The organism is Brevibacillus sp. JB24b (genome assembly GCF_051713385.1).
Taxonomy (GTDB): Bacteria; Bacillota; Bacilli; order Brevibacillales; family Brevibacillaceae; genus Brevibacillus_B; species Brevibacillus_B laterosporus.
In genome coordinates this window covers 752501-776465 of the sequence record NZ_JBNVQV010000001.1, presented here as the reverse complement: position 1 = coordinate 776465, position 23965 = coordinate 752501, and the positions used below count along the sequence as shown (strand labels likewise).

At 39.9% G+C, this 23965-nt stretch carries 29 protein-coding genes, 12 tRNA genes, 2 rRNA genes and 1 pseudogene; 5 read left to right on the top strand and 39 right to left on the bottom strand.

The annotated features are described in order from the left end of the window. Positions 1 to 6 precede the first annotated feature (6 nt). Positions 7 to 255: a hypothetical protein gene (locus ACQV1I_RS04135; protein ID WP_438769064.1), complete on the bottom strand. Its 249-nt coding sequence runs from the start codon at positions 253 to 255 to the stop codon at positions 7 to 9. A gap of 382 nt (positions 256 to 637) precedes the next feature. Between ACQV1I_RS04135 and ACQV1I_RS04130 the strand changes: the two genes are divergently transcribed. Further along, positions 638 to 1144: a hypothetical protein gene (locus ACQV1I_RS04130; RefSeq protein WP_116335372.1), complete on the top strand. Its 507-nt coding sequence runs from the start codon at positions 638 to 640 to the stop codon at positions 1142 to 1144. Here the strand turns inward: ACQV1I_RS04130 and ACQV1I_RS04125 are convergent. The 6 genes from ACQV1I_RS04125 to ACQV1I_RS04100 all read right to left on the bottom strand — a co-directional run bounded on the left by ACQV1I_RS04125 (position 1134) and on the right by ACQV1I_RS04100 (position 3167). After that, positions 1134 to 1487 (bottom strand): hypothetical protein, encoded by a 354-nt coding sequence (locus ACQV1I_RS04125; protein WP_116335373.1) that lies wholly within the window; start codon positions 1485 to 1487, stop codon positions 1134 to 1136. The genes ACQV1I_RS04130 and ACQV1I_RS04125 overlap by 11 nt on opposite strands. A gap of 151 nt (positions 1488 to 1638) precedes the next feature. Further along, positions 1639 to 1791, bottom strand: a complete 153-nt coding sequence (locus ACQV1I_RS04120; protein ID WP_161555154.1) for a hypothetical protein — start codon at positions 1789 to 1791, stop codon at positions 1639 to 1641. Then, a complete protein-coding gene (locus ACQV1I_RS04115) occupies positions 1778 to 1945 on the bottom strand; it encodes a hypothetical protein (RefSeq protein WP_161555156.1) in 168 nt (55 codons plus the stop codon). Before ACQV1I_RS04115 ends, ACQV1I_RS04120 begins: the two co-directional genes overlap by 14 nt. 5 nt (positions 1946 to 1950) lie before the next feature. After that, positions 1951 to 2496, bottom strand: coding sequence for a helix-turn-helix domain-containing protein (locus tag ACQV1I_RS04110; protein ID WP_116335374.1), 546 nt, complete (start codon positions 2494 to 2496; stop codon positions 1951 to 1953). A 205-nt stretch (positions 2497 to 2701) separates the two neighbouring features. Beyond that, the gene (locus ACQV1I_RS04105; protein WP_161555158.1) at positions 2702 to 2857 is read right to left on the bottom strand and encodes a hypothetical protein; all 156 of its coding nucleotides are present in this window, start codon (positions 2855 to 2857) and stop codon (positions 2702 to 2704) included. A 97-nt stretch (positions 2858 to 2954) separates the two neighbouring features. Then, positions 2955 to 3167 (bottom strand): helix-turn-helix domain-containing protein, encoded by a 213-nt coding sequence (locus ACQV1I_RS04100; protein ID WP_104150090.1) that lies wholly within the window; start codon positions 3165 to 3167, stop codon positions 2955 to 2957. A gap of 145 nt (positions 3168 to 3312) precedes the next feature. Between ACQV1I_RS04100 and ACQV1I_RS04095 the strand changes: the two genes are divergently transcribed. After that, complete coding sequence (locus ACQV1I_RS04095) at positions 3313 to 3699, top strand: helix-turn-helix domain-containing protein (RefSeq protein WP_308471752.1); 387 nt, start codon at positions 3313 to 3315, stop codon at positions 3697 to 3699. Positions 3700 to 4102: 403 nt separating this feature from the next. Here ACQV1I_RS04095 and ACQV1I_RS04090 read toward each other — a convergent pair whose 3' ends face one another. The 10 genes from ACQV1I_RS04090 to ACQV1I_RS04045 all read right to left on the bottom strand — a co-directional run bounded on the left by ACQV1I_RS04090 (position 4103) and on the right by ACQV1I_RS04045 (position 8906). Next, positions 4103 to 4450 (bottom strand): LytTR family transcriptional regulator DNA-binding domain-containing protein, encoded by a 348-nt coding sequence (locus ACQV1I_RS04090; protein ID WP_116335375.1) that lies wholly within the window; start codon positions 4448 to 4450, stop codon positions 4103 to 4105. 5 nt (positions 4451 to 4455) lie between these two features. Next, the gene (locus tag ACQV1I_RS04085) at positions 4456 to 4587 is read right to left on the bottom strand and encodes a cyclic lactone autoinducer peptide (protein ID WP_104150092.1); all 132 of its coding nucleotides are present in this window, start codon (positions 4585 to 4587) and stop codon (positions 4456 to 4458) included. Between the two features lie 5 nt (positions 4588 to 4592). Further along, on the bottom strand, positions 4593 to 5108 hold the full coding sequence (locus ACQV1I_RS04080; RefSeq protein ID WP_116335376.1) for an accessory gene regulator ArgB-like protein: 516 nt from the start codon (positions 5106 to 5108) through the stop codon (positions 4593 to 4595). Continuing rightward, on the bottom strand, positions 5101 to 5757 hold the full coding sequence (locus tag ACQV1I_RS04075) for a hypothetical protein (protein ID WP_104150094.1): 657 nt from the start codon (positions 5755 to 5757) through the stop codon (positions 5101 to 5103). The genes ACQV1I_RS04080 and ACQV1I_RS04075 overlap by 8 nt, the downstream gene beginning before the upstream one ends. Before the next feature lie 326 nt (positions 5758 to 6083). After that, positions 6084 to 6164, bottom strand: coding sequence for a putative holin-like toxin (locus tag ACQV1I_RS04070; protein ID WP_438769944.1), 81 nt, complete (start codon positions 6162 to 6164; stop codon positions 6084 to 6086). A 338-nt stretch (positions 6165 to 6502) separates the two neighbouring features. Further along, positions 6503 to 7150, bottom strand: coding sequence for a hypothetical protein (locus ACQV1I_RS04065; RefSeq protein WP_116335377.1), 648 nt, complete (start codon positions 7148 to 7150; stop codon positions 6503 to 6505). A gap of 61 nt (positions 7151 to 7211) precedes the next feature. Next, entirely contained in the window at positions 7212 to 7793 is a 582-nt protein-coding gene (locus ACQV1I_RS04060) for a hypothetical protein (protein WP_116335378.1), read from the bottom strand. A gap of 281 nt (positions 7794 to 8074) precedes the next feature. Then, on the bottom strand, positions 8075 to 8158 hold the full coding sequence (locus ACQV1I_RS04055) for a putative holin-like toxin (RefSeq protein ID WP_438769943.1): 84 nt from the start codon (positions 8156 to 8158) through the stop codon (positions 8075 to 8077). Between the two features lie 285 nt (positions 8159 to 8443). Continuing rightward, positions 8444 to 8527, bottom strand: coding sequence for a putative holin-like toxin (locus ACQV1I_RS04050; protein WP_116335379.1), 84 nt, complete (start codon positions 8525 to 8527; stop codon positions 8444 to 8446). 286 nt (positions 8528 to 8813) lie between these two features. Beyond that, the gene (locus ACQV1I_RS04045; RefSeq protein ID WP_161555160.1) at positions 8814 to 8906 is read right to left on the bottom strand and encodes a putative holin-like toxin; all 93 of its coding nucleotides are present in this window, start codon (positions 8904 to 8906) and stop codon (positions 8814 to 8816) included. A 185-nt stretch (positions 8907 to 9091) separates the two neighbouring features. Between ACQV1I_RS04045 and ACQV1I_RS04040 the strand changes: the two genes are divergently transcribed. Then, positions 9092 to 10534, top strand: a complete 1443-nt coding sequence (locus ACQV1I_RS04040) for a recombinase family protein (protein WP_116335381.1) — start codon at positions 9092 to 9094, stop codon at positions 10532 to 10534. Positions 10535 to 10560: 26 nt separating this feature from the next. Here the strand turns inward: ACQV1I_RS04040 and ACQV1I_RS04035 are convergent. Then, a pseudogene (locus ACQV1I_RS04035) lies at positions 10561 to 10995 on the bottom strand (protein prkA); the annotation flags it as partial. A gap of 547 nt (positions 10996 to 11542) precedes the next feature. Between ACQV1I_RS04035 and ACQV1I_RS04030 the strand changes: the two are divergent. Beyond that, positions 11543 to 12004, top strand: coding sequence for a DUF523 domain-containing protein (locus ACQV1I_RS04030; protein ID WP_116335382.1), 462 nt, complete (start codon positions 11543 to 11545; stop codon positions 12002 to 12004). Between the two features lie 125 nt (positions 12005 to 12129). Here ACQV1I_RS04030 and ACQV1I_RS04025 read toward each other — a convergent pair whose 3' ends face one another. From ACQV1I_RS04025 to rnhA, 6 genes are all read right to left on the bottom strand, one after another. Beyond that, a complete protein-coding gene (locus ACQV1I_RS04025; RefSeq protein WP_094702613.1) occupies positions 12130 to 12855 on the bottom strand; it encodes an HAD family hydrolase in 726 nt (241 codons plus the stop codon). A gap of 59 nt (positions 12856 to 12914) precedes the next feature. Continuing rightward, positions 12915 to 13388 (bottom strand): tRNA (cytidine(34)-2'-O)-methyltransferase, encoded by a 474-nt coding sequence (locus ACQV1I_RS04020; protein ID WP_094702611.1) that lies wholly within the window; start codon positions 13386 to 13388, stop codon positions 12915 to 12917. Positions 13389 to 13638: 250 nt separating this feature from the next. Then, a complete protein-coding gene (locus ACQV1I_RS04015; protein ID WP_236645939.1) occupies positions 13639 to 14709 on the bottom strand; it encodes an amidase domain-containing protein in 1071 nt (356 codons plus the stop codon). A 129-nt stretch (positions 14710 to 14838) separates the two neighbouring features. After that, positions 14839 to 15360, bottom strand: coding sequence for a methylated-DNA--[protein]-cysteine S-methyltransferase (locus tag ACQV1I_RS04010; protein ID WP_094702607.1), 522 nt, complete (start codon positions 15358 to 15360; stop codon positions 14839 to 14841). 70 nt (positions 15361 to 15430) lie between these two features. Continuing rightward, positions 15431 to 16606, bottom strand: coding sequence for a tRNA epoxyqueuosine(34) reductase QueG (gene queG / locus ACQV1I_RS04005; RefSeq protein WP_116335383.1), 1176 nt, complete (start codon positions 16604 to 16606; stop codon positions 15431 to 15433). Beyond that, a complete protein-coding gene (gene rnhA, locus ACQV1I_RS04000) occupies positions 16603 to 17037 on the bottom strand; it encodes a ribonuclease HI (RefSeq protein WP_018673318.1) in 435 nt (144 codons plus the stop codon). The genes queG and rnhA overlap by 4 nt, the downstream gene beginning before the upstream one ends. Positions 17038 to 17274: 237 nt before the next feature. Between rnhA and ACQV1I_RS03995 the strand changes: the two genes are divergently transcribed. Next, positions 17275 to 17949, top strand: coding sequence for a B3/B4 domain-containing protein (locus tag ACQV1I_RS03995; protein ID WP_116335384.1), 675 nt, complete (start codon positions 17275 to 17277; stop codon positions 17947 to 17949). 19 nt (positions 17950 to 17968) lie between these two features. Here ACQV1I_RS03995 and ACQV1I_RS03990 read toward each other — a convergent pair whose 3' ends face one another. The 15 genes from ACQV1I_RS03990 to rrf form a co-directional block, all read right to left on the bottom strand. Continuing rightward, complete coding sequence (locus ACQV1I_RS03990; RefSeq protein ID WP_116335385.1) at positions 17969 to 19306, bottom strand: purine/pyrimidine permease; 1338 nt, start codon at positions 19304 to 19306, stop codon at positions 17969 to 17971. A gap of 141 nt (positions 19307 to 19447) precedes the next feature. Continuing rightward, a tRNA-Leu gene (locus tag ACQV1I_RS03985) sits at positions 19448 to 19530 on the bottom strand. Between the two features lie 114 nt (positions 19531 to 19644). Continuing rightward, a tRNA-Cys gene (locus ACQV1I_RS03980) sits at positions 19645 to 19718 on the bottom strand. A 5-nt stretch (positions 19719 to 19723) separates the two neighbouring features. Then, positions 19724 to 19799, bottom strand: a tRNA-Gly gene (locus ACQV1I_RS03975). 10 nt (positions 19800 to 19809) lie between these two features. After that, positions 19810 to 19882, bottom strand: a tRNA-His gene (locus tag ACQV1I_RS03970). Between the two features lie 16 nt (positions 19883 to 19898). After that, a tRNA-Trp gene (locus ACQV1I_RS03965) sits at positions 19899 to 19972 on the bottom strand. Between the two features lie 12 nt (positions 19973 to 19984). After that, positions 19985 to 20057: transfer RNA gene (locus ACQV1I_RS03960), tRNA-Phe, on the bottom strand. A gap of 30 nt (positions 20058 to 20087) precedes the next feature. Then, a tRNA-Asp gene (locus ACQV1I_RS03955) sits at positions 20088 to 20164 on the bottom strand. Between the two features lie 6 nt (positions 20165 to 20170). Beyond that, positions 20171 to 20247, bottom strand: a tRNA-Met gene (locus ACQV1I_RS03950). Between the two features lie 18 nt (positions 20248 to 20265). After that, a tRNA-Val gene (locus tag ACQV1I_RS03945) sits at positions 20266 to 20341 on the bottom strand. An 11-nt stretch (positions 20342 to 20352) separates the two neighbouring features. Further along, a tRNA-Glu gene (locus ACQV1I_RS03940) sits at positions 20353 to 20429 on the bottom strand. An 8-nt stretch (positions 20430 to 20437) separates the two neighbouring features. After that, positions 20438 to 20530 (bottom strand) — tRNA-Ser (locus ACQV1I_RS03935). A gap of 3 nt (positions 20531 to 20533) precedes the next feature. After that, positions 20534 to 20608, bottom strand: a tRNA-Asn gene (locus tag ACQV1I_RS03930). A 57-nt stretch (positions 20609 to 20665) separates the two neighbouring features. After that, positions 20666 to 23594: ribosomal RNA gene (locus ACQV1I_RS03925) — 23S ribosomal RNA — on the bottom strand. 191 nt (positions 23595 to 23785) lie between these two features. Then, positions 23786 to 23900 (bottom strand): 5S ribosomal RNA (rrf, locus tag ACQV1I_RS03920). Positions 23901 to 23965: the final 65 nt, after the last annotated feature.

Below are 23965 nucleotides of genomic sequence, written 5' to 3'. Positions count from 1 at the left end.
GGGGTCTTATTTATTGTCTGGTACATGATTTAAAATCGTTAATTCACTGTAAGTGGCAACGTGCCCGCACGGATTGCTCCACACATCACATACATACCACTCGCCATCCTCATGAAAGCTATGAGGATGTGGTTCCCCCATTGGTTCCCCACAATAAGGGCAAACCCAAGCTACATATACTGATCTAATCCAAGGATAAGGTCCACATCTACCCCAATTGGAGCGATCAACAATCCTTACTCGTTTAACCTCCATCGGCTTCACTCTCCTTTAATTCTGCTAGAACCTTCTTGCCAGCAATCTGAATTGGTTTCCACTTAGGAAAATTCCGTTTCATATAGGCAATAACAAATCTCTCAGCAGTTTTTTGCTTCTTGATCGACCAGTATAATTCAGGTACTGGAAACCAATGTTTTATAGGCTTTTTATCCGTAGAATCACCTCTTTTCTAAGGTCGCCATCGCCCATTGACCTTTTATGTAATTTTTTAGGCATATCGTCTGCCCATGCGACTTACAACTCATTGCAAGCCCCATGCGGAGACGATCTCCGCTTATGTCCAAATTTGTAGGATTTTCCACTTTTCTGTCGAATTAGTTAATTGTCAGTTCACAAAAATACGAAAGAAGGGGAGATAATGTATTCTTTACCGCAATTACAAGCGTTAGATTATTTGCTTAAAAACATCACAAGCAACGATTTGTATCCTCTATACCAAAAAAATTTAAAATTTGTTGTTAATATCAACAATTCCCTTTGGTGCGGTGATTTCGTTGAAACAAAAGGCAATTACGTTAGTCAAAAATTCATAGATGAATCTGGAGATGTTGAAACTGTCAGATTTACACCTTTTGGAAGTAACGCCACTACATTTTTAAAGCTAATTCAGGATTCATATGTGGATGATTGTAGAGATCAGCCACAGTATTTTAGGAGTGATCCCTTTAAAAGGATAAATAGTCTGCCTTTGCTGTTTGATTCACTAATTAAAATACTTTATAAAGCTAATATTTCTGAAGAAACAAGCCCGCTATTCCCTTATTTACTTAATGCCCAATCTTTGGACAATAAGCTCAGTTTGCCTTTTATCAATTTAGAAGGAGAAAAAATTAAACTAGTATCCATCATCGAAATTAAAAATTAAAATCCTCCCTAAATTTTTCGATCGCTTTCAAAATTTTCTTCTCCTTCTCAGCTTCTGACAGATTGCCATCATTGAGTAATTGAGAAATCCTCTTTTTGAAAAAGTAAAGAGGGTTTCTCTCGACCACTCTATGTGGTAACTCAATGCTTGCTTTTTCGATCCAATCCCCAAAATCTTCAATAGACATTTCTTCAATTTCTTGTGAAGTAGGTAAAAAAACCGCAATTTCTCTTTCCGGAAGAAGTTCTAATTCTTCACGTGCCTGATTTGGTGTTATCTTCCCTTCGCGCACATATCTTCTTAACTCTTCTTCTCGATTCTTTATTGAATTTTGTTCACTCAACCTATCTCACTCCTTTCTATTAGGCATATCGTCTGCCCATGCGACTTACAACTCATTGCAAGCCCCATGCGGAGACGATCTCCGCAAAATATTGATTTATGCTTGTCCAACATTTATGTCTGTGTTATCTTATAGGTACCATGTTTAATCCTTAAACAGTCTGTTCCCGCAGGCTGTTTTTTTGTGTAGCCAGCTCCAAAACTTCCTCGATTGTTACCACTGATCTCCCTTTTGATTGGTCAGCATCGCAAATCATTTCAATAACCTCTAAAGCAAATTCAGGCGAAATTCTATTGACCAACATTACTCACACAACCTTCCACTTTGAATTCTTTTAAACGTTCCAAATACTCATCGCTGTAAAGATTTGTCCCAGTCAAAAGAGTCATTAAATTAGCGTCATAAGGATACGTCCGTTCTAAAACATCCAATAGCCTGTTATTCCACTCGTAATTCATTCCAATCACCCTTTCACGATTTTTAGAAAACCACGGGCAACTAGCTTAGTTGTATGCTTCGTCCATTGTCCGATCCATGATATCTTTGTTTCTTTGCAAATGATGGCTGTCATGTTAGTGCATGAGGTGTTCACATCGAGCGTTTCCTGTAGCATTGCTTCGATCTGCATACGTTCTTCTACTGTGTACTGGTTAGGTGGTTTAATTAGAATGGGCTTAACGGCTTTAATTGCTACCAAGAGTTCCTCTAGCTCCTCAACCGTTTTTATCAAGCAAGTGTGTCGATTCATTTCAACGTTGTTTCCGTTTAAGATAGGTGCGCTTGTCCCACCACTACTTTCATGTGCGGCGGCAATCGCTAGAAAAGGGTTGTCCGTTATATGTACAGATTTAGCTTTGATGTCAGATGGAGCATTGGCCCTTTCGTTTTTATAAGCAGATACCGTTTCTCTGCTCACGTTTGCTTCTTCTGCAAATTTTTGTTGTGTCATATCTAGTTCCATCAACGAATTGCCAAGCTGAAAACCATAGCTATTAATGTCACGTTCCATTATTCATTGTTCCTCCTGTTTAGTTTTGCTACTTTAACGCTCATTTGTTCGCCTTCCTTTTACCATCACAATTTTGATTTTTGTGTACAATTAAAGTGTGCTCGCTATTCCTTGCAATCCCTTGGGCTGCTCACCTGGGGGATTTTGATTATGTAATCGAAAGTATTCACGTAATCACCCTAGCTTGTCCGCCATAGAAACCCCGCTACTGTGCGGGAATAATTAACTGATCGTCAATATTTTCTTGCTGTTCTTCTTGTTTCAATTTCATCAGCTTTTCTTTTTTAATCAGTTCAATTACTTCCGGCATGATTGCATCGAAAAAGCGTTTCGTTTGTTCGTGATTCAGCATGATCTTCATATACAACAACACCTCTTTTGTTTGTTTTTAGATGTATATGAGTGAGGAAGTTTGTCCTATCCGCTTCTTATTTCGGATTGGGAGAATAATACACCCACTATCTGTGGGTATAATTACCGCATAAATAATCCACAGTTGTTTCAAAGAAAGTAGCGATAGCATTCAATGTTTCATAACTACCAAAACGTTCGCCGTTTTCAATCTTCGAAAACATACTAAATGAAATCCCTATTTTTTGTGCAGCTTCCTTTTGGGTAAGCTTCTTCTCCTTTCTCAATTGCTGCAAGATCGTCTTTCTATGATGCTTCATTTTCATTTCACCTCTCAACATTTGTGATCTTTAATTAGACTATAACCCACTATCTGTGGGTATGTCAACGTTTTTTCCCACTTTTAGTGATCTAATATAGTTAAACCCACATTTCGTGGTAAAATCAAGCTAGGTGGTGGTAAGTTTGTCTATTGTATTCGGAAAGAGAATAGCTGAATTAAGAAAAAAAAGAGGATATTCTCAAGTGAACTTCGCAACCAAAATCAGCGTTAGTAAAAGTACCGTTGGTATGTGGGAAACCGGAGATAGAGAACCTGACAGTGATACTTTAGGAAAACTTGCTAATTTTTTTGATGTTTCTATCGACTATCTTCTAGGTAGAACTGATAATCCTAAAAGCACTCTCACTGATAATGTCCGTTTATTTGTTGATAGCTTGGAGTTAACAGATGAACAAATTTTAGACAAAATAAGTCTGTTGAATGTAGATGGTAATCCTCTGACTAAAGAGGAAGCTTTAGAGTTCATTGCTTTCGTTCGAGCAAAAAGGTCAATTAATAATAAAGAGTAGCCCCTCCTCATTTAGATAATGTGGAGGGTTTTTTTGTATCTAAAAAAATCTGCTCTAATATTTCATTTATTGTAACTTCAACCTTTGTGTCAGTTGCTTTCCCTTGACTTCTCTCCACCACATTAACTCCTCCTTCAAGACTTGTCATCATCTCTTGTTTTAGTCATATTACATACTCCCAGCAAAATATTAAACGGGACTATCTTTCATTAAATTCGACACTAATTTAAACAATTTCATATATTACCTTTTAGGAAAATGAGTTATATAATTTAATCTTAGTAAAATTTTAACATGTAAAATGTAGTAAATTTACTTATTTTCATACGTACGAAAAATTGTTGACAAATCAAAAAAATCATTTTTTTATAACAAAAAAAGAGCCATACGGCTCTCTTGATCTTTATTTTTTATTCCTAAGAATTTCTGTTACTTTATTAATATAAGTCCGTGAGACAGTTGAATACACTTGATTCTCTTTAATGTTGTATGGGGGATTAAAAAATACATATTGATTTTTTTGGGATTCAATTTTATTCATATTTACAATATTCCCTCTGTCTATCCATTCAAATCCCTCAGGCTTTAAAAATAAGCTCCAATCATCTAATACGTGGAATTCACGATACTGATTGTTTCCTTCTGCAAATATAATATTTCCGTCTCTAGCAAACTTCACAAGTAAAACATCATTTGTATCTAAATAAACGATACAATTATTCTTTCTGTCAACAACAGGGAAACTAGGCATTAGTTTCAACCTTTATTTTTAAGTAATTCTTTGGGAGGTTTTGGTTGATGTACCATAAAAGCCGATGCAGTACTAACGAAAAAGTTTGCCATCGAAGTCAGTATTACAGAAACAGAACGAGCTAGTCTTATTCTCATGTCATTTACCTTCCTCTGTTAATCAATGTAATGGATTGTATAAAAAACGCTTTTGATAAAATGGGAGAAAGAAATATAAAGTTACTTAATATAATAATAACAGATAAAATTTTTAACTGTGAATATTTTTCCTTCGGTATTCTTGAGTGCCCCTCTATGTTGCTAGGAGCATACAATACAATTAATAAGAGACTTAAAACTAATAAAATATAATTCATTCCTGGGGCGATTGGTATATGAGGCAAAATAACAGCGAATAAAGTTGAAGTAACTATGCATAGTTTTGCTGATTTAAAATGGAATCCCCCAGATACAATCCTTAAAAGTGAAAACGATAATATAGTTAACCCTGTTTCTACAATCTTTCCTGTTAATTGTCCAATTAGTAAAGAAATAAAAATAACAATAGAAGTATTTAGTATAATGATTAATGCAAATTTCATCACTTCCTCACTTACTTTATCATCTTTACTCGCAATTTTTATATTTTTAGCTAGTTTCTCTGCTAAAGAATCAATCATTTTTGATATCCCTTTCTTTTGATAAATAAAGTAATACTCCTAATATACCTAAAAAGATTAGTGATATAAGTGCGAATTTCCCTCTAGCAAATATCCAATAATTAAAAAAGCCAAATAGTACAACACTAATGCAGACAGTTATTAGTAGCGCCAAATTATATCCTCGAAATTTAATTCGTACAAACCCAGTCGGTATAAAACCAAACCCCAAATTCATTCTCCGTAATCCAAAGCTAACTAATAAGGTTGGAATGATAGTTGTTATCTGTAGCAGATAACCAGCTTCAGAATTTAATCTAATCTCTTCTAAAGATAGTACAATAAATGTGCTCAGTATCATAAATGTTATATACTGAAACACCCCATACATCAGATAGGATGTTACAACCATTACAGAAGCATAGAAAATAGGTATTCGACCTATTACCCAAAATAAAACAACTAACACTAACAAAAGAACAATTGGAGCAAAATCATTTATTTGTAAAAATGCCCTCAGATAATGCGAAAAGAACGTCATAATAAAACTTAGTACTACCATTTCAGTTAGATATTCTTTCAATTCAAATCTGAATAAAGCAAACATCAAAGTAAATATCGCCAGATACTCAAATAAAGAAAATAAATAAAAAAGAACTATGTCAATCATATTTCCCTCTACGCACCCTTCTGATATTTAGTGCAAAACTACTATGATTGTAACAGTCCTCAGCGTTCAATATCATCTATTTTCTTCTTGTTTTTTACAGTCAGATATGAAAGTAGCCAAATTTTCGCCTTAGAAGGTAATATTATTTTAATCAAAGATATTTATAAACACCTATAATATGGTATTATAAGAGTATAAGTGTGCATATAATAAAAAGACCGCAGGTGTTGGTAGCACCTACGGTCATACAATAGACCTATCCCTTCAAAGGGGTGGCTCATTTACAGAATGAAGTAGATCATTGAGTTGTCTGGCTCAAGGGTGATCTACTTCTTTTTATGGAAGGACAGTAGAGCAACAATTAATAACCCAAATGTGAGCATTAAAGAAATTGCTTCAAATACCATCATAGCTTCACCCCCTTCCATCCTGGAATAGGAGTGAGCCGACCGCCAACGAGGAGCACCGATCTATTGTAATCCCATTAGTTTACTATGAGTTTCCAACATAATCCATAGTCTTATTTAGGTACCTATCTATTAACGTTAGGAGAAAGCCGTTTCTATTGTCTAACAGGAAAAATTAGTTCGTGGTATAATAAAAAAGACCGTAAGTGCTACCAACACCTACGGTCAACGTTTCAAAATGGGTCAAATTTACTTGAAGATGATCTCCTAGCTCGTTAGCTAAAGGAGATCATTTTCTTTTTTTAGAGAAAATCATTGTTAATCCAGCCCTTTTACATTTAATTATCTAAAATAACTTGAGTATGACGGAACTCAGTTGGAACTGTGATTCTACCAATATGTCTGTCACGCACAGTAGTTTTATTATTAGGATATTTAACTGCCTTCCAATCAGCAGTAATATCGTATACTTTTCCTACTGCATATATATTTACAACATATTCTCCTGGTTCATCAAACTCGGCATTCAGTTTTTGCCCTTTTTCAATTACATGAGTTACTTTCGAGACATACTCGTATCCTAAATCCGCTTTTACTACTTTGATTGGAAATTCTACACCACCTTTAAAATTATGTTCACTTTCAACAACTTCTTTAACATTCGAAGTATATTCATGCTTAATTTTAACCCCTCTAACAAAGCTTACATATTCTTTGTGAATCAATTCAAATTTTTTATCATCTTTATAATATTTTGCTTTAGCTGTACCCTTAACATACCCGTCCGCATAATATGTAATACCAGTATCTCTCTTAACTCTAGTAGACTCTGGCTCACTGTAAGAGCCCACCTCACGATATTTATCTGGATGATTACTATCTTTTTCATAGGTAGTAATGTCTTCTGCAAATACAGTAGAGGCTACATTAGTTGATAATAAAGCCGCCCCTAAAGCCAATAATGGTAATACCTTACTCTTCTTCATAAAAATAATCCTCCTAAAAATGAATTATATATTTCATAGCAAATTTGCTATAAAACCATAGTTAAGGTTGTTTGCTTAAAAACTCCATAAAAGAATTGAGGAAATCACCAGAAAGGTCAATTCCATTTGGTACTTTTATTTTGTCTGAAATAGAAACTATGCTTAAATTCAGCCCTTTTCCCGTGAAAATATAAGTATTAACCTCGGTATTGGGATACACATCACTATAATGATCTGAGATCCCATAATCTTTTTTTTGAGAGTTATAAAAATTCGGTGCATATCTAATTGCGTTTTTCCACTCAAAAGCTTCGGTGTTACTAGGCGTTAAACCCATTTGAACAATAATTCCTTCTTTTTCGTTTTTATATACTAAAGTTTTATTATTTTCTTGAAATACATCATGCTGCTTTTCAGATTCTCCCACTAGTGTTGGAACCATAGTTGAAATTTTCCAATCACCAGTAATTTCAACATACCCTTCTGGTTTAAAATTATTTTTAATATTCTCATACATGTTGTTAAATTTATTGCTATCAAGAACTACCGAATTTTTTTTATCGTCACATGAGATTAATATCAGTGAAAATGCAAGTATATAACAAGCTAAAAAAAAGTAATGTATCCCTTTTTTTGCAAACATCATATCACCTTCTAATATTTGTAATTTTTATCCCCACTAGATATTACCATAATGTAAAATAAAGTCAAATTTTTTAAACATTTCTTAATAATAGAATTTATATTGTTGGAATGCTTTTTATAAAGACCTAGAATATGGTATTATAAGTGTACAAGTACGCATATAATAAAAAAGACCGCAGGTGCTCCAACACCTACGGTCATACAATAGACTATCCCTTCAAAGGGGTGGCTCATTTACAGAATGAAGTAGATCATTGAGCTGGGAAACTCAAGGGTGATCTACTTCTTTTTATGGAAGGACAGTATTAACACGACCAGAGTTGCAAAAGAAATCATCAGTGTCAATGCATGAAATACCGTCATAGCTTCACCCCCTTCCACCTGGAATAGGAGTGAGCCGACCACCCTTGAGAGAGCCGATTCTATTGTACCTAGACATTATAGCATGAAAATTTTTCCTATTCCCTAATTATTTCTACTGTTTATCGGTTCCCTTAATGTGGTATTATAAGGATACAAACACATATAATAAAAAGACCGCAGGTGCTGGTAACACCTACGGTTTGTTCAATAGACCATCCCCTCTAAGGGATTGGCTCAAGTGTTAGAAGTGAGAATGATCTCCCAGCCTTCCAAGCTCAAGGGAGGTCATTTCTTTTTTAAGTAGGTTAACAAAGCAAGGATGAACATGCCAAACATGAACATCAGTGATAACGCTTGATATACCTCCATATTCTCACCCCCTTCCCTGTTAGGGTAAAAGAGAGTGAGCCAACCGCCCTTGAGGAGCCGATTCTATTGTACCTAGTCATTATATCATGGAAAATTTTCCTATTGTCTAATTATTCTACTGTTTATCTCTTCTCTTAATGTGGTATTATAAGGATACAAACACATATAATAAAAAAGACCGCAGGTGTTGGTAGCACCTACGGTTTGTACAATAAGCTGTCTCCCAATGGGGCTGGCTCAGGTCACAAAGTAAGATCGTCAAGCTTTTGCGGGCTCAATGGCGATCTTACTTTTTTGTCATTTTGACAAATAGCCCAATTAAAGCAATGATAAATGTTCCAAATGCAAACATTACCATAAGTGCTTCGTATACGGACATGAGCATCACCCCCTTGCTACTGTGACATGGGGATGAGCCAAGATCGCCATTGAGAGAGCCGATTCTATTGTACCTAGCCATTATATCATGAAAATTTTTCCTTTCACTGATAAATTTGCATTTTTTACTATTAGTCATAAACTGATAATATAAATTTGAATAGCAAATCGAAAGGAGATAGTCATTTGAGGGTTGGCACATATCGTCGAGTTTCTACAGAAATGCAACGCGAAGACGGAGTATCGCTCCAAACGCAGGATGAACGACTTAAAGCGTTCATACAAAGCCAAGGCTGGTCACTAGTGGAAGATTATGCGGATGAGGGATACTCTGCTAAGAACATGGATCGGCCAGCTCTAAAACGGCTTATAGAAGATATTAAACGTCAAAAGATAGATGTTGTCCTGGTTTATAGATTGGATCGTTTTGTTCGGTCGGTATCCGACTTGCATCATCTATTACAAGTTATGGACAAGCATGACGTTAAGTTTAAAAGTTGTACAGAAGTATTTGATACTACAAGCGCTACCGGAAGAATGTTTATTACCATAATCGCAACTCTAGCGCAGTGGGAAAGAGAAACAATTGCAGAACGTGTATTTGATAATATGTTACATCGGAGCGAACAAGGAAAAAGAAATGGTGCCCCTGCTCCCTATGGATATACTCTTGAAGATGGCATTTTAACACCAGATGAAAATGAGGCGACATGGGTACGATATATTTTTCAAAAATATAAAACTAATGGTTCACAAAATATTGCAAAATACCTTAATGTACGAGGAATTCGTACGAAAAAAGGTGAGGTTTGGAGCGATTATTCAGTCCGCTATATTTTAAAAAATCCAATATATGCAGGTTATGTGCGTTGGAATCTCAGAAGTGCAGCGAAAGGGAAAAATACTGAGACAGTAATTGCAAAGTACGAACAAGAAAACTTTGAACCTTTAATTTCAAAAAGTGATTGGGATGATATACAAGGGCTAATGAAGGAACGTAGTTTTATGGCGTTTAGGTCTGATAACCACTATCCCTTTTCCAGCATAGCTAAGTGTGAAGAGTGTGGACATTCTTTTACTGGAGCATTTAAAAAACGTAAAAGTGGTGGAGTGCACCGTTTTTACAAATGCGCTGGACGATTCCGTACAGGCACATGTAAAGTAACAGTCATTGCTGAAGAAGCAATTGAAAAGGCTTTTTTAGAAACAATGTATTTTTCTATGTACGACGAAAAAGAGTACCTTGCAGAAAAGGAACCCGAAATAGACGCACAACAAATACAAAAGGAACTTGTCCATATCCAAGGGAAAAAAGCACGTATTAAAGAACTATACGTAGATGGAGACATTGCGAAAGAGGATTATAAGAAGAAAATTGCAGAGTTGCAGGAAAGAGAAAATGATCTTTTGCTACAGTTAGAGACAGAAGATGTTAGGGCTTCTGAGGAAGAAGTGAGAATGTGGATTAGTAGCGTTAAGGCTAATTGGAACACGCTTTCCTATGAATCTAAAAAGGCTGCGGTTCATGCCATCTTTCGTAGTATGACAATAAGAGTGATTGAGCCACCGAAGGTCGGAAAAGTTGCAGCTCCTCCTGTTGTGGAGATAGTGAATTTTGAGTTAAGATAAGAAATAATTTAATGGGTTACTTGTCAGTGGTGTGGTTCTTCTTGCATAGGGCAGCCGTCTAGCGCATAAATTGCACCTTCATCTGTACGGGAATACTCCTCCAAACCACGCTTCAGCATCGTTACGATTGTCGATTTCCCCCCGCTGACTGGCCCCATTAGCAACAGGATTCTTTTTCTGACGTCCAATCTTCTTGCTGCAGAATGGAAGTACTCCTCCACCAGTCGCTCAACACTACGATCTAAACCATAGATTTCACGTCCGAAAAATTTGTAACTCCTGCTACCACCTTCATTTTCTTCAATACCATGGCTTTTAATCATGTTGTAGACACGTGAATGAGCAGTCTGTGCAATTTGTGGATGTTTGCGGACAAGCTCAAGATATTCAGCAAACGTGCCTTTCCACGTTAACTTTCCTTCACGGGCCCGGTGCTCTGCAATTCTTTTTAAAATATCCATGCAAGTCACTCCTCCCTAAACCGGCCAATTCTCAACTCGCAACTGTAGGTTATCTTTACAACTATATGTCCCGATATTTTTCAGCATTCTTGAAAAACCTCCAAATATCAGGTGAAAATTAAGTTCTCTCCTATGAATATGCAGATGTGCCCATCATGTTTCTTTTAAAGTAGCTAGAAGTTTTTGTGAAAGATGAAACAATTCTGTCAAGTCATGCAATAGGCAAAAAAGTCAGTCTACGTTATAATGGATGTACTACAGTAAAGAAAGGAGCTCTACTCTATGGGTACGTTTATTGTTGGGGGAGTATTCGTCGTCTTTCTATTCTTCATCTTGACGGCAGGATATAACGAAGATAAGACCTGGAATATGTAAAGTAAAAGTTCGTACGATTCTGTGGTTTTGTTCGTTTTGAGAATTTGATGCGCTTCCAAATTCTTATACGTTTCTAAATATCTCAACGCTTTGATAACCAGACGAGCCACACATTCCTGTGAACTTGAGCTGGTTATTTTTAATAGGTAAAGAAAAGAAAGGTGAAGCGAACATGCTCCTCGTCAGCTCCTGTCTAGCTGGCCTCAATTGCCGTTATAACGGTAGCCACAGCCTTAACGAGAAGGTGAAGGAATTAGTCGATCAAAACAAAGCAGTAATGGTTTGCCCTGAACTACTCGGCGGTTTTATTACACCACGAGAGTCAGCTGAAATTATCGGGGGTAATGGGAGCGATGTCTTACGCGGCACAGCAAAAGTCGTGGAGAAATCTGGACGTGATGTAACCCATTTATATATAGAAGGAGCTTATCAAACTCTCCAGCTTGCTAAACAATACCAAGCAACTCATATCATTCTAAAAGAAAATAGTCCATCTTGTGGAAGCCACAGGATTTATAACGGGCAATTTTCCAATCAGCGTATTCCTGGTCAAGGAGTAACATCAGCCTTACTACGCCAAGAAGGCTATATTGTTATTTCAGAAAATGAAGGAAACAATGTTCCAGAACTTTGAAAGAAATAGTCATACAAAAAAGCTGCCGATTGTCTGGCAGCTTAGTTTTTCTTTTGATTTCCTTGTTCTCTGATTCCTTTTTCGTTCCCTTTTCTTTTGAACACTTCTATTGATGATCGTTAAGCTTAAGCAAAAACACCTTGACGATTTATAATTGCTTGATATAATTCCTCAATCGTTCCCCGCTGATCTACCTGATAGGTAGGCTCCCCTCGATCTTCCATGTAATTGGTCACCAAAAAGGTTTTTAGACCTAGCTGACTTGCTACCATGTCTTCCTGCATATGATTACCTACCATGATACACTCTTCTGGCTCTACTTGTAGACGCTCACAAACTTCACGATAATACTCCACATTTGGCTTCGTGAAGTGAGAGGTCTCATACACCGTTACCCATTCAAAGTCTTCAGGAGTTAATTCAAGCCAAGCTAATCTCCCATATATAGCTTCTTTAGGAAAAACAGGGTTGGTTGTAACAGCAACACGATAACCTGCCTCTTTAGCTGCTTGCACTAATTTTTTTCCCCAAGGTGATGGATTTGTGTAGTGTGATAAATTTGGAAATAGCTCCAGATAAAATTTTTCAAAGATAGGCCATACATCTTCTTTTTTCGCTCCGCTATGTTTCACAAAATTCTCAATGAATATCTGTTCGTTGGTTTTATCTGCTTCCTTATTAATAATCATTGCTTTTGTAGACTCCCATAGCCACCCAATCAACTGCTTTGATTCAAAGGCATCTCCAACAAACATCGCTAACTCTTTTAAATAGTTCTCCACGAATTGATCTGTATGCATTTCTAATAATGTTCCATCTAAATCAAAAAAAACTGTGGTTGCCTGTGACATGTGTTCCTCCCTTTGAATACCCTACCTTATATTTATCTTCAAAAAAACAACGAGCTAGCTTAATCCAATCCTGGAAATCCAATCTGCCGTAGCCCTTCAAAAGTAACAATGGCAGCACAGTTGGATAAATTCATAGATCTGGTTGCGCCTCCCATAGGAATACGAACAATTTGACTAGGATTGTATCTATCCATAATTTCTTGTGGGATGCCACTAGTTTCTTTACCTAAGATAATAAAATCACCAGGTTGAAAATCGATATCGCTATAAGACCTCGTCCCATTTGTCTCTACGAAGAAAAAGCGATCTGTTTTATGCTCATGAACTTGGGCAAAATGTTCAAAATTATCGTAGTAACTGATATTTACGGCATGCCAATAATCCAATCCTGCTCGTTTAAGAGCTTTGTCATCAGTTGAAAAGCCAAGTGGACGTATGAGATGCAAATGAACACCAGTTGCTGCGCAAGTTCTAGCAATATTCCCTGTATTGGCTGGAATTAATGGTTCATGTAGTACGATGTGTAAAGACATAGACGCTATCTCTCCTCTAACAAGCTCACTATCATCTTATCGCAAAAAAGATCATTTCGATATGTTTGAAAAAACATTAGTAAGAAAACCCTAAAGAACAGTCTCCTCATCTAAAAAGAAGCAAACTACTCTTTAAGGTTTTTGATCATTTTTAGTGATTTTACCAACAATAAATGATTTGGTTCAAATTCCCCAGTTTGTGGCTTTACTTAATCTTAACTCTTGTATGGTAGTAACAACAAGCGATGTTTCAATTTTCTACAGCCATCACATGAAAGAAGCGGTATTTAATAGCAGGCGTATAAGCAGTAGAATCTAGGTACTCCCAAAAACGATACTGAGCATTAAACGTGTGTGCATTCACTAACGGAAGTCCCTGTTCATCTTTTGCTACTACAATTGTATTATGATCCCATCTACCATCCCCAGTAAAATCATAACAAATGATGTCGCCAATCTCCAATTCCTGCGGAGTTCCTCTTTGTTGAGCGTAAAAAGGAGCCCCCCCTTTAGCCAACAATGATTCTAGGCTATTTGCAATGGCCCAACTAAAACTCCACCCCTCTTTGCGATGACGATACCACCATCCTTTTGCTCTACTATTAGTAAATATCATTGGAATTCCACCTGCATGCAAGCATTGAGAAATAAAGTTGGTACAATCATCTTGAAAATAAGGATATGCTGGGTTGGGAGTTTCCCAAAACTGATTTGCATAAGCAACAGCAGCTTCACGATTATAACTATAGGATAGAACAACCGGATGGATCTCTGAATCCACTTCAGGATTAGGTAAATTGTTATGTGAGGGATTACGTTTCTCTTTGCTATTCATGGAATTCGTCAAGTCGGAATCACTGCCATGAAATAACGGCATTGGCATTCCCCATACCTGTTCAAAATTCCACAGGCTACCATCATCAGAGATTAATTTAATCTGTTCGGTGGTCTGCATTTCATAAAACTCAAGAGGTGCAGATGGGGCCGGTCTGAAATAGATCCTTCTATGAAGAAGTCCTGATACCATAACATTGGAAGAGCACACAGCCTCATAAATTGGTGTTAACTTTGTATGAACAGCCTGTAATGACCAGCTGTCTGAATCGTGTTGTACACTCTTCCATCGAAGCCAAGCTGATTGCCAATACCTAATAGCCGTCTTTGCTTCTTCGGTAATTTTCAATTGTTGGGACGAAATAGAAAAATCTAGGCTTAGAAGTGCCCTGTCTACTTCTCCGAGATATTGGTTTACTTCCTTCCTCCAAGCTTCTCCAACCATACGTATGCTCCCTTCCATTTCGGGATGTACGCTTCTGATCAAGTATTCCCCATGCTTATAGCAATCTTGATCGAGCAACTAGCATCTATTGCTAATTATATGGATAAGAGCCTTGACCCATGAACATGCATGAAAACAGACATGCAGCTAGTAAACCTATTTCATTTTTGGCTATTTAGCAATTGGTAATACACCTTCTAAAGTAAGCAATTGTTCCTTTATTGATAAACCTCCGCCGTATCCGACCAGTGCGCCATTCGCCCCAATTACTCGATGGCATGGAACAAGCAATGAGACTGGATTTTTGTTATTAGCCCCGCCTACTGCCCTAACCGCCTTATCTGAACCAATACTACAAGCAATATCTTTATATGAACGTGTCTCACCATAAGGAATAGTAAGTAATGCATTCCAAACTTTTTTCTGAAACATTGTTCCATGCAGATCTATTGGAAAGGAAAATATTTTACGTTTTCCTCGGAAATAATCATGCAATTGTTGATGAAGTTCATGATGTTTTTCTGGAGTGGGCTGATCAGCTAAGGTATATTTCCATTTTTTTGCCCAGCTTTGGATGGCATGCATGCTTGTCTCATCTTGTCCAAATTGGATATAACAGACACCTATTTGATTAGTAACTAAAATTAATCCCCCAATGGGTGCATCCATATAAGAGTAATGCAATACATTCATCCCTTACTCTCTCCTTTATATTCAGCATTGATATGCGCTAGATACTACGGACGTAACCCTCCAGATATGATTACTTGTTGTCACGTTCTTTATCTTCTAGCTTTTTTAATGCTTTTTGTATCTCTTGCATAACAGACTCATCTTGTTCCTTGAGATTGGCTAATTCTAATGCGTCCATTGCTAGCTCTCCACCAATTCGCCCCAATGCCCACGCAGAAGTTCCTCGGATAACTGGACGTGAATCTTTATTCAAAAGCTCGATTAAGTCTGGTATTGCTGACTTATCTCTAAAATGCGCTAAACCTAAAATGGCATTTCTTTGTATAGGCTTTTTACCACGCCAAGCAGCTGAAGATGTTCCAAATCTCGCCTTAAATTCTTTGTTTCCAATTGTAAGTAAAGGCTTTAGCAAAGGTTTTACTAGCTCTGGGTCTGGTAAAGTCTCTGGATGATGTGTAAAGTTCATACCTTTGTTTTTAGGACATATCGTCTGACAGGTATCACAACCATATAATCTATTTCCTATTTTTTCTCGGAATTCTTCTGGGATTTCATTCTTCACTTGAGTTAGAAAAGCTACACATCTCTGTGAATTTAGTTGTCCACCTTGAACTAAGGCTTGAGTAGGGCAAGTATCCAAACAAAGTGTACATTCTCCACACTGATCCTCCATTGGCTGATCCGATGGTAACGGAAGGTTCGTAATCATCTCTCCCAGATAGACATAAGAGCCGAATTCCGGGGTAATAATGGAGCAATTTTTCCCTACCCATCCTATTCCCGCTCTTTCAGCCACAGCCCGATCAGATAGGACACCCGTATCTACCATAGATTCTAAACGTGCATCTGGTTCCAACGTTTGAATAAAATCAGCAAGTTGGTTCAATTTATCACGTAGAACGTGATGGTAATCTAATCCCCATGCAGAGCGTGCTAGAATTCCTCTATACGCCTCAGGCTCTGATTTGGGAAAATTGGTCATCTTGGAAGGATAGGCAATCGCAATAGCGATGATAGAACGTGCTCCCTCAAGAGTAAGCTCAGGATACACACGCTTATCAATATCCTTCTCTTCAAATCCTGACTCATATCCTTTCTCACGATGAACTATCAGTCTGTCTTTTAATTCCAAAAAAGGATCTGCCGAGGTAAATCCAATTTTATCAATGCCTATTTCTGCCGCATAACGTTGAATGGTTTCTTTTATTTGTTGCCAATATGTTGTGTCTAGAAGAGATGGCTTCACCGGTGTTTAATCGCTCCTGTGGCCAATTCATCACAACGATTATTCCATTCATTGTCAGCATGACCCTTTACTTTTACATAATCGACCTGGTGTATTTCCATGAGTGACAGAAGCTCTTTCCATAGCTCCTGATTCTCTACAGGTTGGTTTTTACTATTTTTCCATCCTCGCTGCACCCAACCTACATGCCACCGCTGTTGAAAGCAATTTACAACATAGGCACTATCACTATATATAGTAACTTTGCAGGGCTCCTTGAGAATCTTCAGAGCTTCGATAACCGCCTGCAATTCCATTCGATTATTCGTCGTTTGTTCAGCTGATCCTGACATCTCTTTTTTATGCTCACCATAAAACAGAACCGCACCCCAACCACCTGGACCAGGATTACCCGAGCATGCTCCGTCTGTATAAATTGTTACTTCCTTCATCGTCGTTCTGTTCCCTCCTTGGTTTCTATTTCTATTTTACAAAAGGACAGAGCCCTCTACAAAAATATTTTCATTGAAATCTCTTTCTCATGTTACGTGATCTGTTACATAAAAACAAATAATTTACCCTTTATTTTCCATGTTTGTTATTGGTTTTACTGCTATAGAGGAATTTTATAAGTCTATAAACAGTGATATACTATTTTTATAAGGTTGTATTTGAAAGGAGCCTTTTTCATGTACATAACCATTGATGCCACTCTGTTAGAAAAGCTTCCGGGTTTTTCTTTGGGGATGATTCATTATTCGGGAATGTCACTTTCTAGTTCTCCTAAGATGCTAATGGGTCGTATGAATTATTTTATCGAATCTCTTCGAATAGAGCATTCTCTTGAAACCATGAAGAATATTCCTAATCTCAGCTACTGGCGTGCAGGGTTTAAAGCATTAGGTATTGACCCTAGTCGATATCGTCCTTCTTCTGAGGCATTGTTACGCCGAATTTTGCAAGGAAATCCTTTTCACTGGGTAAATTCGGCAGTGGATATCAATAACTTTTTGTCAATTATGCATTTTCTTCCTTTTGGTCTATATGATGTTCACAAGTTACAACTTCCGATACGTTGTCAATTAGGCACAGAAAATGATGTATATTCAGCCCTAAATGGACGGAATGTTACCATGAACGGAAAAATTATTTTAGCTGATGGAAATGGAGCCTTTGGGAGCCCTATTGTTGATTCTCTTCGAACCAGTGTATCAACAGACAGTACAGAGCTACTACAGATTATCTTTATTCCACCAAATGTATCACCAAATGAACAGGAAAAAATTATTGGTTCCTCTGCTAGAATGATGATCGAAATAAATGGCGGTGAAGTTGTGGAATCCGCTATTGTTTCAACAAAGTAACCCAAAAAAGACGAATTGCCTAGGAAGCAGATTCGTCTTTTTTTGTATCTACAGTTTGTACAGCACGATTAGGATAAATAATGTGTTCTAATAATAAAACTAACAGCACACCTACCAGTAGTCCATTACTACATAAAAAACTCAGCATAGGATGTAGAGTTTTCCACGCATCGGGAGCAACAAACATGATACCTAAGCCCAATAATAAAGAACATCCTACCACAATAATCGTTCGTTCATTAAAAGGAACTTTTTTAAAATCTCTCAAACCAAACCCTAGAATTTGAGCATACGCAACAAACATAGCAGCATATGCAACTGGTGTTGGCAATGTTGCTAGTATATTAGAAATAGAAGGGAGAAGCCCGATTATCATCATAAAAGTCATGGCTAAAATAAATGGTAATCTGGATGCAATTTTTGTAGTTTGTATAAACGCCGCAGCAAGTGTAAGTGGTATCATACCCACAACTCCTGCCAAACCAGAAATGAGATGGGACACACCTGTAAATACCCCACCTTTATCAAAGTGTCTCTTTTCTGCCTTTTCTTCCGTTGTTTCCCCAATTACTGCAATACTAGTAATCAAATTAGTTAAAAGAATTAAAGTGGTAAGTACACACGTTACTACAATTCCTAAATCCCAATGAAAAGGTCCCCAAAAAAATAAACGTGGTACAGTTATCAAAGCCGATGATTCTCTAATAGGATCTGTCCACCCCATTAAAGCATATGTTCCCCAGCCTGCCAACATCCCGATTAATACTGCAAAGCTAGCAACAGCTTTTATTTTTTGACATAGTAACACAATCATAATAATAACAATAGAGGTTAAAGCGATGTTAGGAAGTACGGTAGTTGCACCATGATAACCTACCCCTAGCATCCCTTTAATAAAATTACTAGCTAGTGATATTGCTAGTAAAATCATATAGGTACCTGTTACAGCAGGGGTAAACAGTTTTTGCAATTTACTTATAGAACGTGTGAGACCTAAAATTAAAAAGATCAAACCAGAGATGACCATTCCTACTTGAAAGGATTGTCCGATTTCCATTGGAGCTAATCCCATCGTGGCACCTATTTGAGCCAGCATAAGAAAAATACTCCACCATAACCCTGCAGGCGCCTCCATCATAGGATATCTATGCCCAATCCAAGCCTGAATAAGAGAGGCTAATCCAATATAAAACAAAGTCTGTTGAATAAATAAAGCTGTTTGAACCTCACTTAAACCATAAACTTCACCAATCACAATAGGTACTGCAATGCTACACGACAGAGTTACAATAAACCACTGCACAGCTGCTGGTATTGTTACCTTCCAAGGTGGTGTACTATTTAAACCGTACTTCACACCGTCTTCCCCCTTACCATCTTCCTATCGAATGACTCTGTGTTTATTGTTTGAATCAAAATAGCTTATGTTGCAACTAGAAATATAGTAATAAAAACAAAAATGCTTTCTTCAAAAAAGAAGAAAGCATTTCCTTACGTATGGTGCCGGTAGAGGGACTTGAACCCCCACGGTTTCCCTCACGATTTTGAGTCGCGCGCGTCTGCCAATTCCGCCATACCGGCATGTTTTATTAAAAATAACCATTTCAATTTCCTAATTTATAATTCTATCATACTTTTCTATAAAATTAAACATAGATTGTTAATATTTATAAAAAAATACCTAATAGTTTGAAATGGAGGAGGTACCCGGATTTGAACCGGGGATGAGGGTTTTGCAGACCCGTGCCTTACCACTTGGCTATACCTCCATATATGGAGCGGACGACGGGTCTCGAACCCGCGACCTTCGCCTTGGCAAGGCGACGCTCTACCAATTGAGCTACGTCCGCATAAAAAAAGGGCGATCGATGGGAATCGAACCCACGAGTGTCGGAGCCACAATCCGATGCGTTAACCACTTCGCCACGACCGCCATACTAAAATTATAATGGCAGGGGCAGTAGGAATCGAACCCACGCCAAAAGTTTTGGAGACTTTTGTTCTACCATTAAACTATGCCCCTACATAATAAAGGTGGCTCGGGACGGAATCGAACCGCCGACACGAGGATTTTCAGTCCTCTGCTCTACCGACTGAGCTACCGAGCCAAACATACTTGCCATATCCTGAATAAGAAATGGCGGAGCTGACGGGACTCGAACCCGCGACCTCCGGTGTGACAGACCGGCGTGAACTCCAACTTCACCACAGCTCCATACTTTGGTTGCGGGGACAGGATTTGAACCTGCGACCTTCGGGTTATGAGCCCGACGAGCTACCGAGCTGCTCCACCCCGCGACAATATGAAAATAAAAATGGTGGAGGATGACGGGATCGAACCGCCGACCCTCTGCTTGTAAGGCAGATGCTCTCCCAGCTGAGCTAATCCTCCAGATAAATGAATGGTGACCCGTAGGGGATTCGAACCCCTGTATGACAGCGTGAAAGGCTGCTGTGTTAAACCGCTTCACCAACGGGCCTTAAATTATGGCGGATGGAGTGGGATTTGAACCCACGAGACGAGTTGACCCCGCCTACACGATTTCCAATCGTGCTCCTTCGGCCGCTCGGACATCCATCCATATGGCTCCTCAGGACGGACTCGAACCGCCAGCCTACCGGTTAACAGCCGGTTGCTCCACCATTGAGCTACTGAGGAACAGTATGAAAGAGTTGTTCTTTCAAAACTAGATAATGAAGTCAGCATAAAGGCAATGTGGATAAGTCCTCGACCGATTAGTATTCGTCAGCTCCATGCATTACTGCACTTCCACACCGAACCTATCAACCTCATCGTCTATGAGGGGTCTTACTAGCTTGCGCTATGGGAAGTCTCATCTTGAAGGGGGCTTCACGCTTAGATGCTTTCAGCGCTTATCCCGTCCGCACATAGCTACCCAGCTGTGCCACTGGCGTGACAACTGGTGCACCAGAGGTGCGTCCATCCCGGTCCTCTCGTACTAAGGACAGCTCTCCTCAAACTTCCTACGCCCGCGACAGATAGGGACCGAACTGTCTCACGACGTTCTGAACCCAGCTCGCGTACCGCTTTAATGGGCGAACAGCCCAACCCTTGGGACCTACTTCAGCCCCAGGATGCGATGAGCCGACATCGAGGTGCCAAACCTCCCCGTCGATGTGGACTCTTGGGGGAGATAAGCCTGTTATCCCCAGGGTAGCTTTTATCCGTTGAGCGATGGCCCTTCCATGCGGAACCACCGGATCACTAAGCCCGACTTTCGTCCCTGCTCGACTTGTAGGTCTCGCAGTCAAGCTCCCTTGTGCCTTTACACTCTACGAATGATTTCCGACCATTCTGAGGGAACCTTTGGGCGCCTCCGTTACTCTTTAGGAGGCGACCGCCCCAGTCAAACTGCCCACCTGGCATGGTCCTTCCACCCGATAAGGGCGGCAAGTTAGAAACTCCGTACATCAAGGGTGGTATCCCAACGACAGCTCCACGAAGGCTGGCGCCCTCGCTTCACAGCTTCCCACCTATTCTGTACATGATGCACAAAGTTTCAATACCAGGCTACAGTAAAGCTCCATGGGGTCTTTCCGTCTTGTCGCGGGTAACCTGCATCTTCACAGGTATTATGATTTCACCGGGTCTCTTGCCGAGACAGCGCCCAAGTCGTTACGCCTTTCGTGCGGGTCGGAACTTACCCGACAAGGAATTTCGCTACCTTAGGACCGTTATAGTTACGGCCGCCGTTTACTGGGGCTTCGGTTCAAAGCTTCGCTTGCGCTAACCCATCCCCTTAACCTTCCAGCACCGGGCAGGCGTCAGCCCCTATACTTCGCCTTGCGGCTTCGCAGAGACCTGTGTTTTTGCTAAACAGTCGCTTGGGCCTTTTCACTGCGGCCTCCTCGGGCTATAAACCCTACCGAGGCGCCCCTTCTCCCGAAGTTACGGGGCCATTTTGCCGAGTTCCTTAGCAAGAGTTATCCCGCGCACCTTAGGATTCTCTCCTCGCCTACCTGTGTCGGTTTGCGGTACGGGCACCTTGTTCCTCGCTAGACGCTTTTCTTGGCAGTGTGAAATCAGGGACTTCGGTACTTATATTTCCCTCGCCATCACAGCTTGTGCTTATTGGTGTGCGGATTTGCCTACACACCACACTTACTGCTTAGACGGCCATCCAATAGGCCGCTCACCCTATCCTCCTGCGTCACGCCATTGCTCAAACGGAACAGAGGTGGTACTGGAATATCAACCAGTTGTCCATCGCCTACGCCTTTCGGCCTCAGCTTAGGTCCCGACTAACCCTGGGAGGACGAGCCTTCCCCAGGAAACCTTAGGCTTTCGGTGGACAAGATTCTCACTTGTCTTTTCGCTACTTACACCGGCATTCTCACTTCCAAGCGCTCCACCGCTCCTCACGATACGGCTTCACTGCTGCTTGGAACGCTCCCCTACCCAGTCCATAAGGACTGCCATAGCTTCGGCGGTATGTTTAGCCCCGTTACATTTTCCGCGCAGAGTCACTCGACCAGTGAGCTATTACGCACTCTTTAAATGGTGGCTGCTTCTAAGCCAACATCCTGGTTGTCTGGGCAACTCCACATCGTTTCCCACTTAACATACACTTGGGGGCCTTAGCTGATGGTCTGGGCTGTTTCCCTTTTGACGATGGATCTTAGCACTCACCGTCTGACTCCCGGATATAAGTACTTGGCATTCGGAGTTTGACTGAATTCGGTAACCCGATGAGGGCCCCTAGTCCAATCAGTGCTCTACCTCCAAGACTCTAAATCCGAGGCTAGCCCTAAAGCTATTTCGGGGAGAACCAGCTATCTCCGAGTTCGATTGGAATTTCACCGCTAGCCACACCTCATCCCCGCACTTTTCAACGTGCGTGGGTTCGGGCCTCCAGTAGGTGTTACCCTACCTTCACCCTGGACATGGCTAGATCACACGGTTTCGGGTCTACGACAACGTACTTTCGCCCTATTCAGACTCGCTTTCGCTGCGGCTCCGTCTCTTCGACTTAACCTCGCACGCTATCGTAACTCGCCGGTTCATTCTACAAAAGGCACGCCGTCACACATAGAAAGTGCTCCGACTATTTGTAAGCACACGGTTTCAGGTACTATTTCACTCCCCTCCCGGGGTGCTTTTCACCTTTCCCTCACGGTACTGGTTCACTATCGGTCGTTAGGTAGTATTTAGCCTTAGCAGATGGTCCTGCCAGATTCACACGGGATTTCACGTGTCCCGCGCTACTCGGGGTTGGTCTCGGAGAGACAGATGTTTGGGTTACGCGACTATCACGCTCTTTGGTCAGTCTTCCCAAACTGTTCACCTACATCTGTCTTTTGTAACTCCTATATGAAACGCCCCACAACCCCGTAGGATAAATCCTACGGTTTAGGCTCTTCCGCGTTCGCTCGCCACTACTGACGGAATCACTATTGTTTTCTCTTCCTCCGGCTACTTAGATGTTTCAGTTCACCGGGTCTGCCTTCTCATCACCTATGTATTCAGTGAAGGATACCATCCCATTACAGATGGTGGGTTCCCCCATTCGGAAATCCCCGGATCAAAGTGTGCTTACCACTCCCCGAGGCTTATCGCAGTTCGCTGCGTCCTTCTTCGGCTCCTAACGCCAAGGCATCCACCGTGTGCCCTTATTAACTTAACCACGACGCACAGGATGTGCTAGTGTCTACGTTGCCACATGACGTGGCGTCTTTAGTAGACCATCCATGGCGGTTTGCACTAATGTTATTGCATGTTCCTACTAAAAGTAAGAACGTTTGCCTTGTATGCTTTCTATCATTATCCAGTTTTCAAAGAACAAAATAATTGTTTCAGTAACCTTGAAGGTTACCGGCCTGGCAACGTCCTACTCTCCCGGCTCGAATGAGCAAGTACCATCGGCGCTAGAGGGCTTAACGGTCGTGTTCGGAATGGGAACGTGTGTGACCCCTCTGCCATCATCACCAGACATTGAGAGAATGCTCTCTCAAAACTGAACAGTAAAGTTGTTTGCTAGCCGATTTGCTACCGTAT

What these genes read in the sequence shown, in the direction of transcription:
- ACQV1I_RS04135 (WP_438769064.1), bottom strand. Translation starts at nt 255, where the DNA reads ATGGAGGTTAAACGAGTAAGGATTGTTGATCGCTCCAATTGGGGTAGA.
- ACQV1I_RS04130 (WP_116335372.1), top strand. Translation starts at nt 638, where the DNA reads ATGTATTCTTTACCGCAATTACAAGCGTTAGATTATTTGCTTAAAAAC.
- ACQV1I_RS04120 (WP_161555154.1), bottom strand. Translation starts at nt 1,791, where the DNA reads ATGTTGGTCAATAGAATTTCGCCTGAATTTGCTTTAGAGGTTATTGAA.
- ACQV1I_RS04115 (WP_161555156.1), bottom strand. Translation starts at nt 1,945, where the DNA reads ATGAATTACGAGTGGAATAACAGGCTATTGGATGTTTTAGAACGGACG.
- ACQV1I_RS04110 (WP_116335374.1), bottom strand. Translation starts at nt 2,496, where the DNA reads ATGGAACGTGACATTAATAGCTATGGTTTTCAGCTTGGCAATTCGTTG.
- ACQV1I_RS04105 (WP_161555158.1), bottom strand. Translation starts at nt 2,857, where the DNA reads ATGAAGATCATGCTGAATCACGAACAAACGAAACGCTTTTTCGATGCA.
- ACQV1I_RS04100 (WP_104150090.1), bottom strand. Translation starts at nt 3,167, where the DNA reads ATGAAGCATCATAGAAAGACGATCTTGCAGCAATTGAGAAAGGAGAAG.
- ACQV1I_RS04090 (WP_116335375.1), bottom strand. Translation starts at nt 4,450, where the DNA reads ATGCCTAGTTTCCCTGTTGTTGACAGAAAGAATAATTGTATCGTTTAT.
- ACQV1I_RS04085 (WP_104150092.1), bottom strand. Translation starts at nt 4,587, where the DNA reads ATGAGAATAAGACTAGCTCGTTCTGTTTCTGTAATACTGACTTCGATG.
- ACQV1I_RS04080 (WP_116335376.1), bottom strand. Translation starts at nt 5,108, where the DNA reads ATGATTGATTCTTTAGCAGAGAAACTAGCTAAAAATATAAAAATTGCG.
- ACQV1I_RS04075 (WP_104150094.1), bottom strand. Translation starts at nt 5,757, where the DNA reads ATGATTGACATAGTTCTTTTTTATTTATTTTCTTTATTTGAGTATCTG.
- ACQV1I_RS04070 (WP_438769944.1), bottom strand. Translation starts at nt 6,164, where the DNA reads ATGGTATTTGAAGCAATTTCTTTAATGCTCACATTTGGGTTATTAATT.
- ACQV1I_RS04065 (WP_116335377.1), bottom strand. Translation starts at nt 7,150, where the DNA reads ATGAAGAAGAGTAAGGTATTACCATTATTGGCTTTAGGGGCGGCTTTA.
- ACQV1I_RS04060 (WP_116335378.1), bottom strand. Translation starts at nt 7,793, where the DNA reads ATGTTTGCAAAAAAAGGGATACATTACTTTTTTTTAGCTTGTTATATA.
- ACQV1I_RS04055 (WP_438769943.1), bottom strand. Translation starts at nt 8,158, where the DNA reads ATGACGGTATTTCATGCATTGACACTGATGATTTCTTTTGCAACTCTG.
- ACQV1I_RS04050 (WP_116335379.1), bottom strand. Translation starts at nt 8,527, where the DNA reads ATGGAGGTATATCAAGCGTTATCACTGATGTTCATGTTTGGCATGTTC.
- ACQV1I_RS04045 (WP_161555160.1), bottom strand. Translation starts at nt 8,906, where the DNA reads ATGTCCGTATACGAAGCACTTATGGTAATGTTTGCATTTGGAACATTT.
- ACQV1I_RS04030 (WP_116335382.1), top strand. Translation starts at nt 11,543, where the DNA reads ATGCTCCTCGTCAGCTCCTGTCTAGCTGGCCTCAATTGCCGTTATAAC.
- ACQV1I_RS04025 (WP_094702613.1), bottom strand. Translation starts at nt 12,855, where the DNA reads ATGTCACAGGCAACCACAGTTTTTTTTGATTTAGATGGAACATTATTA.
- ACQV1I_RS04020 (WP_094702611.1), bottom strand. Translation starts at nt 13,388, where the DNA reads ATGTCTTTACACATCGTACTACATGAACCATTAATTCCAGCCAATACA.
- ACQV1I_RS04010 (WP_094702607.1), bottom strand. Translation starts at nt 15,360, where the DNA reads ATGAATGTATTGCATTACTCTTATATGGATGCACCCATTGGGGGATTA.
- rnhA (WP_018673318.1), bottom strand. Translation starts at nt 17,037, where the DNA reads ATGAAGGAAGTAACAATTTATACAGACGGAGCATGCTCGGGTAATCCT.
- ACQV1I_RS03995 (WP_116335384.1), top strand. Translation starts at nt 17,275, where the DNA reads ATGTACATAACCATTGATGCCACTCTGTTAGAAAAGCTTCCGGGTTTT.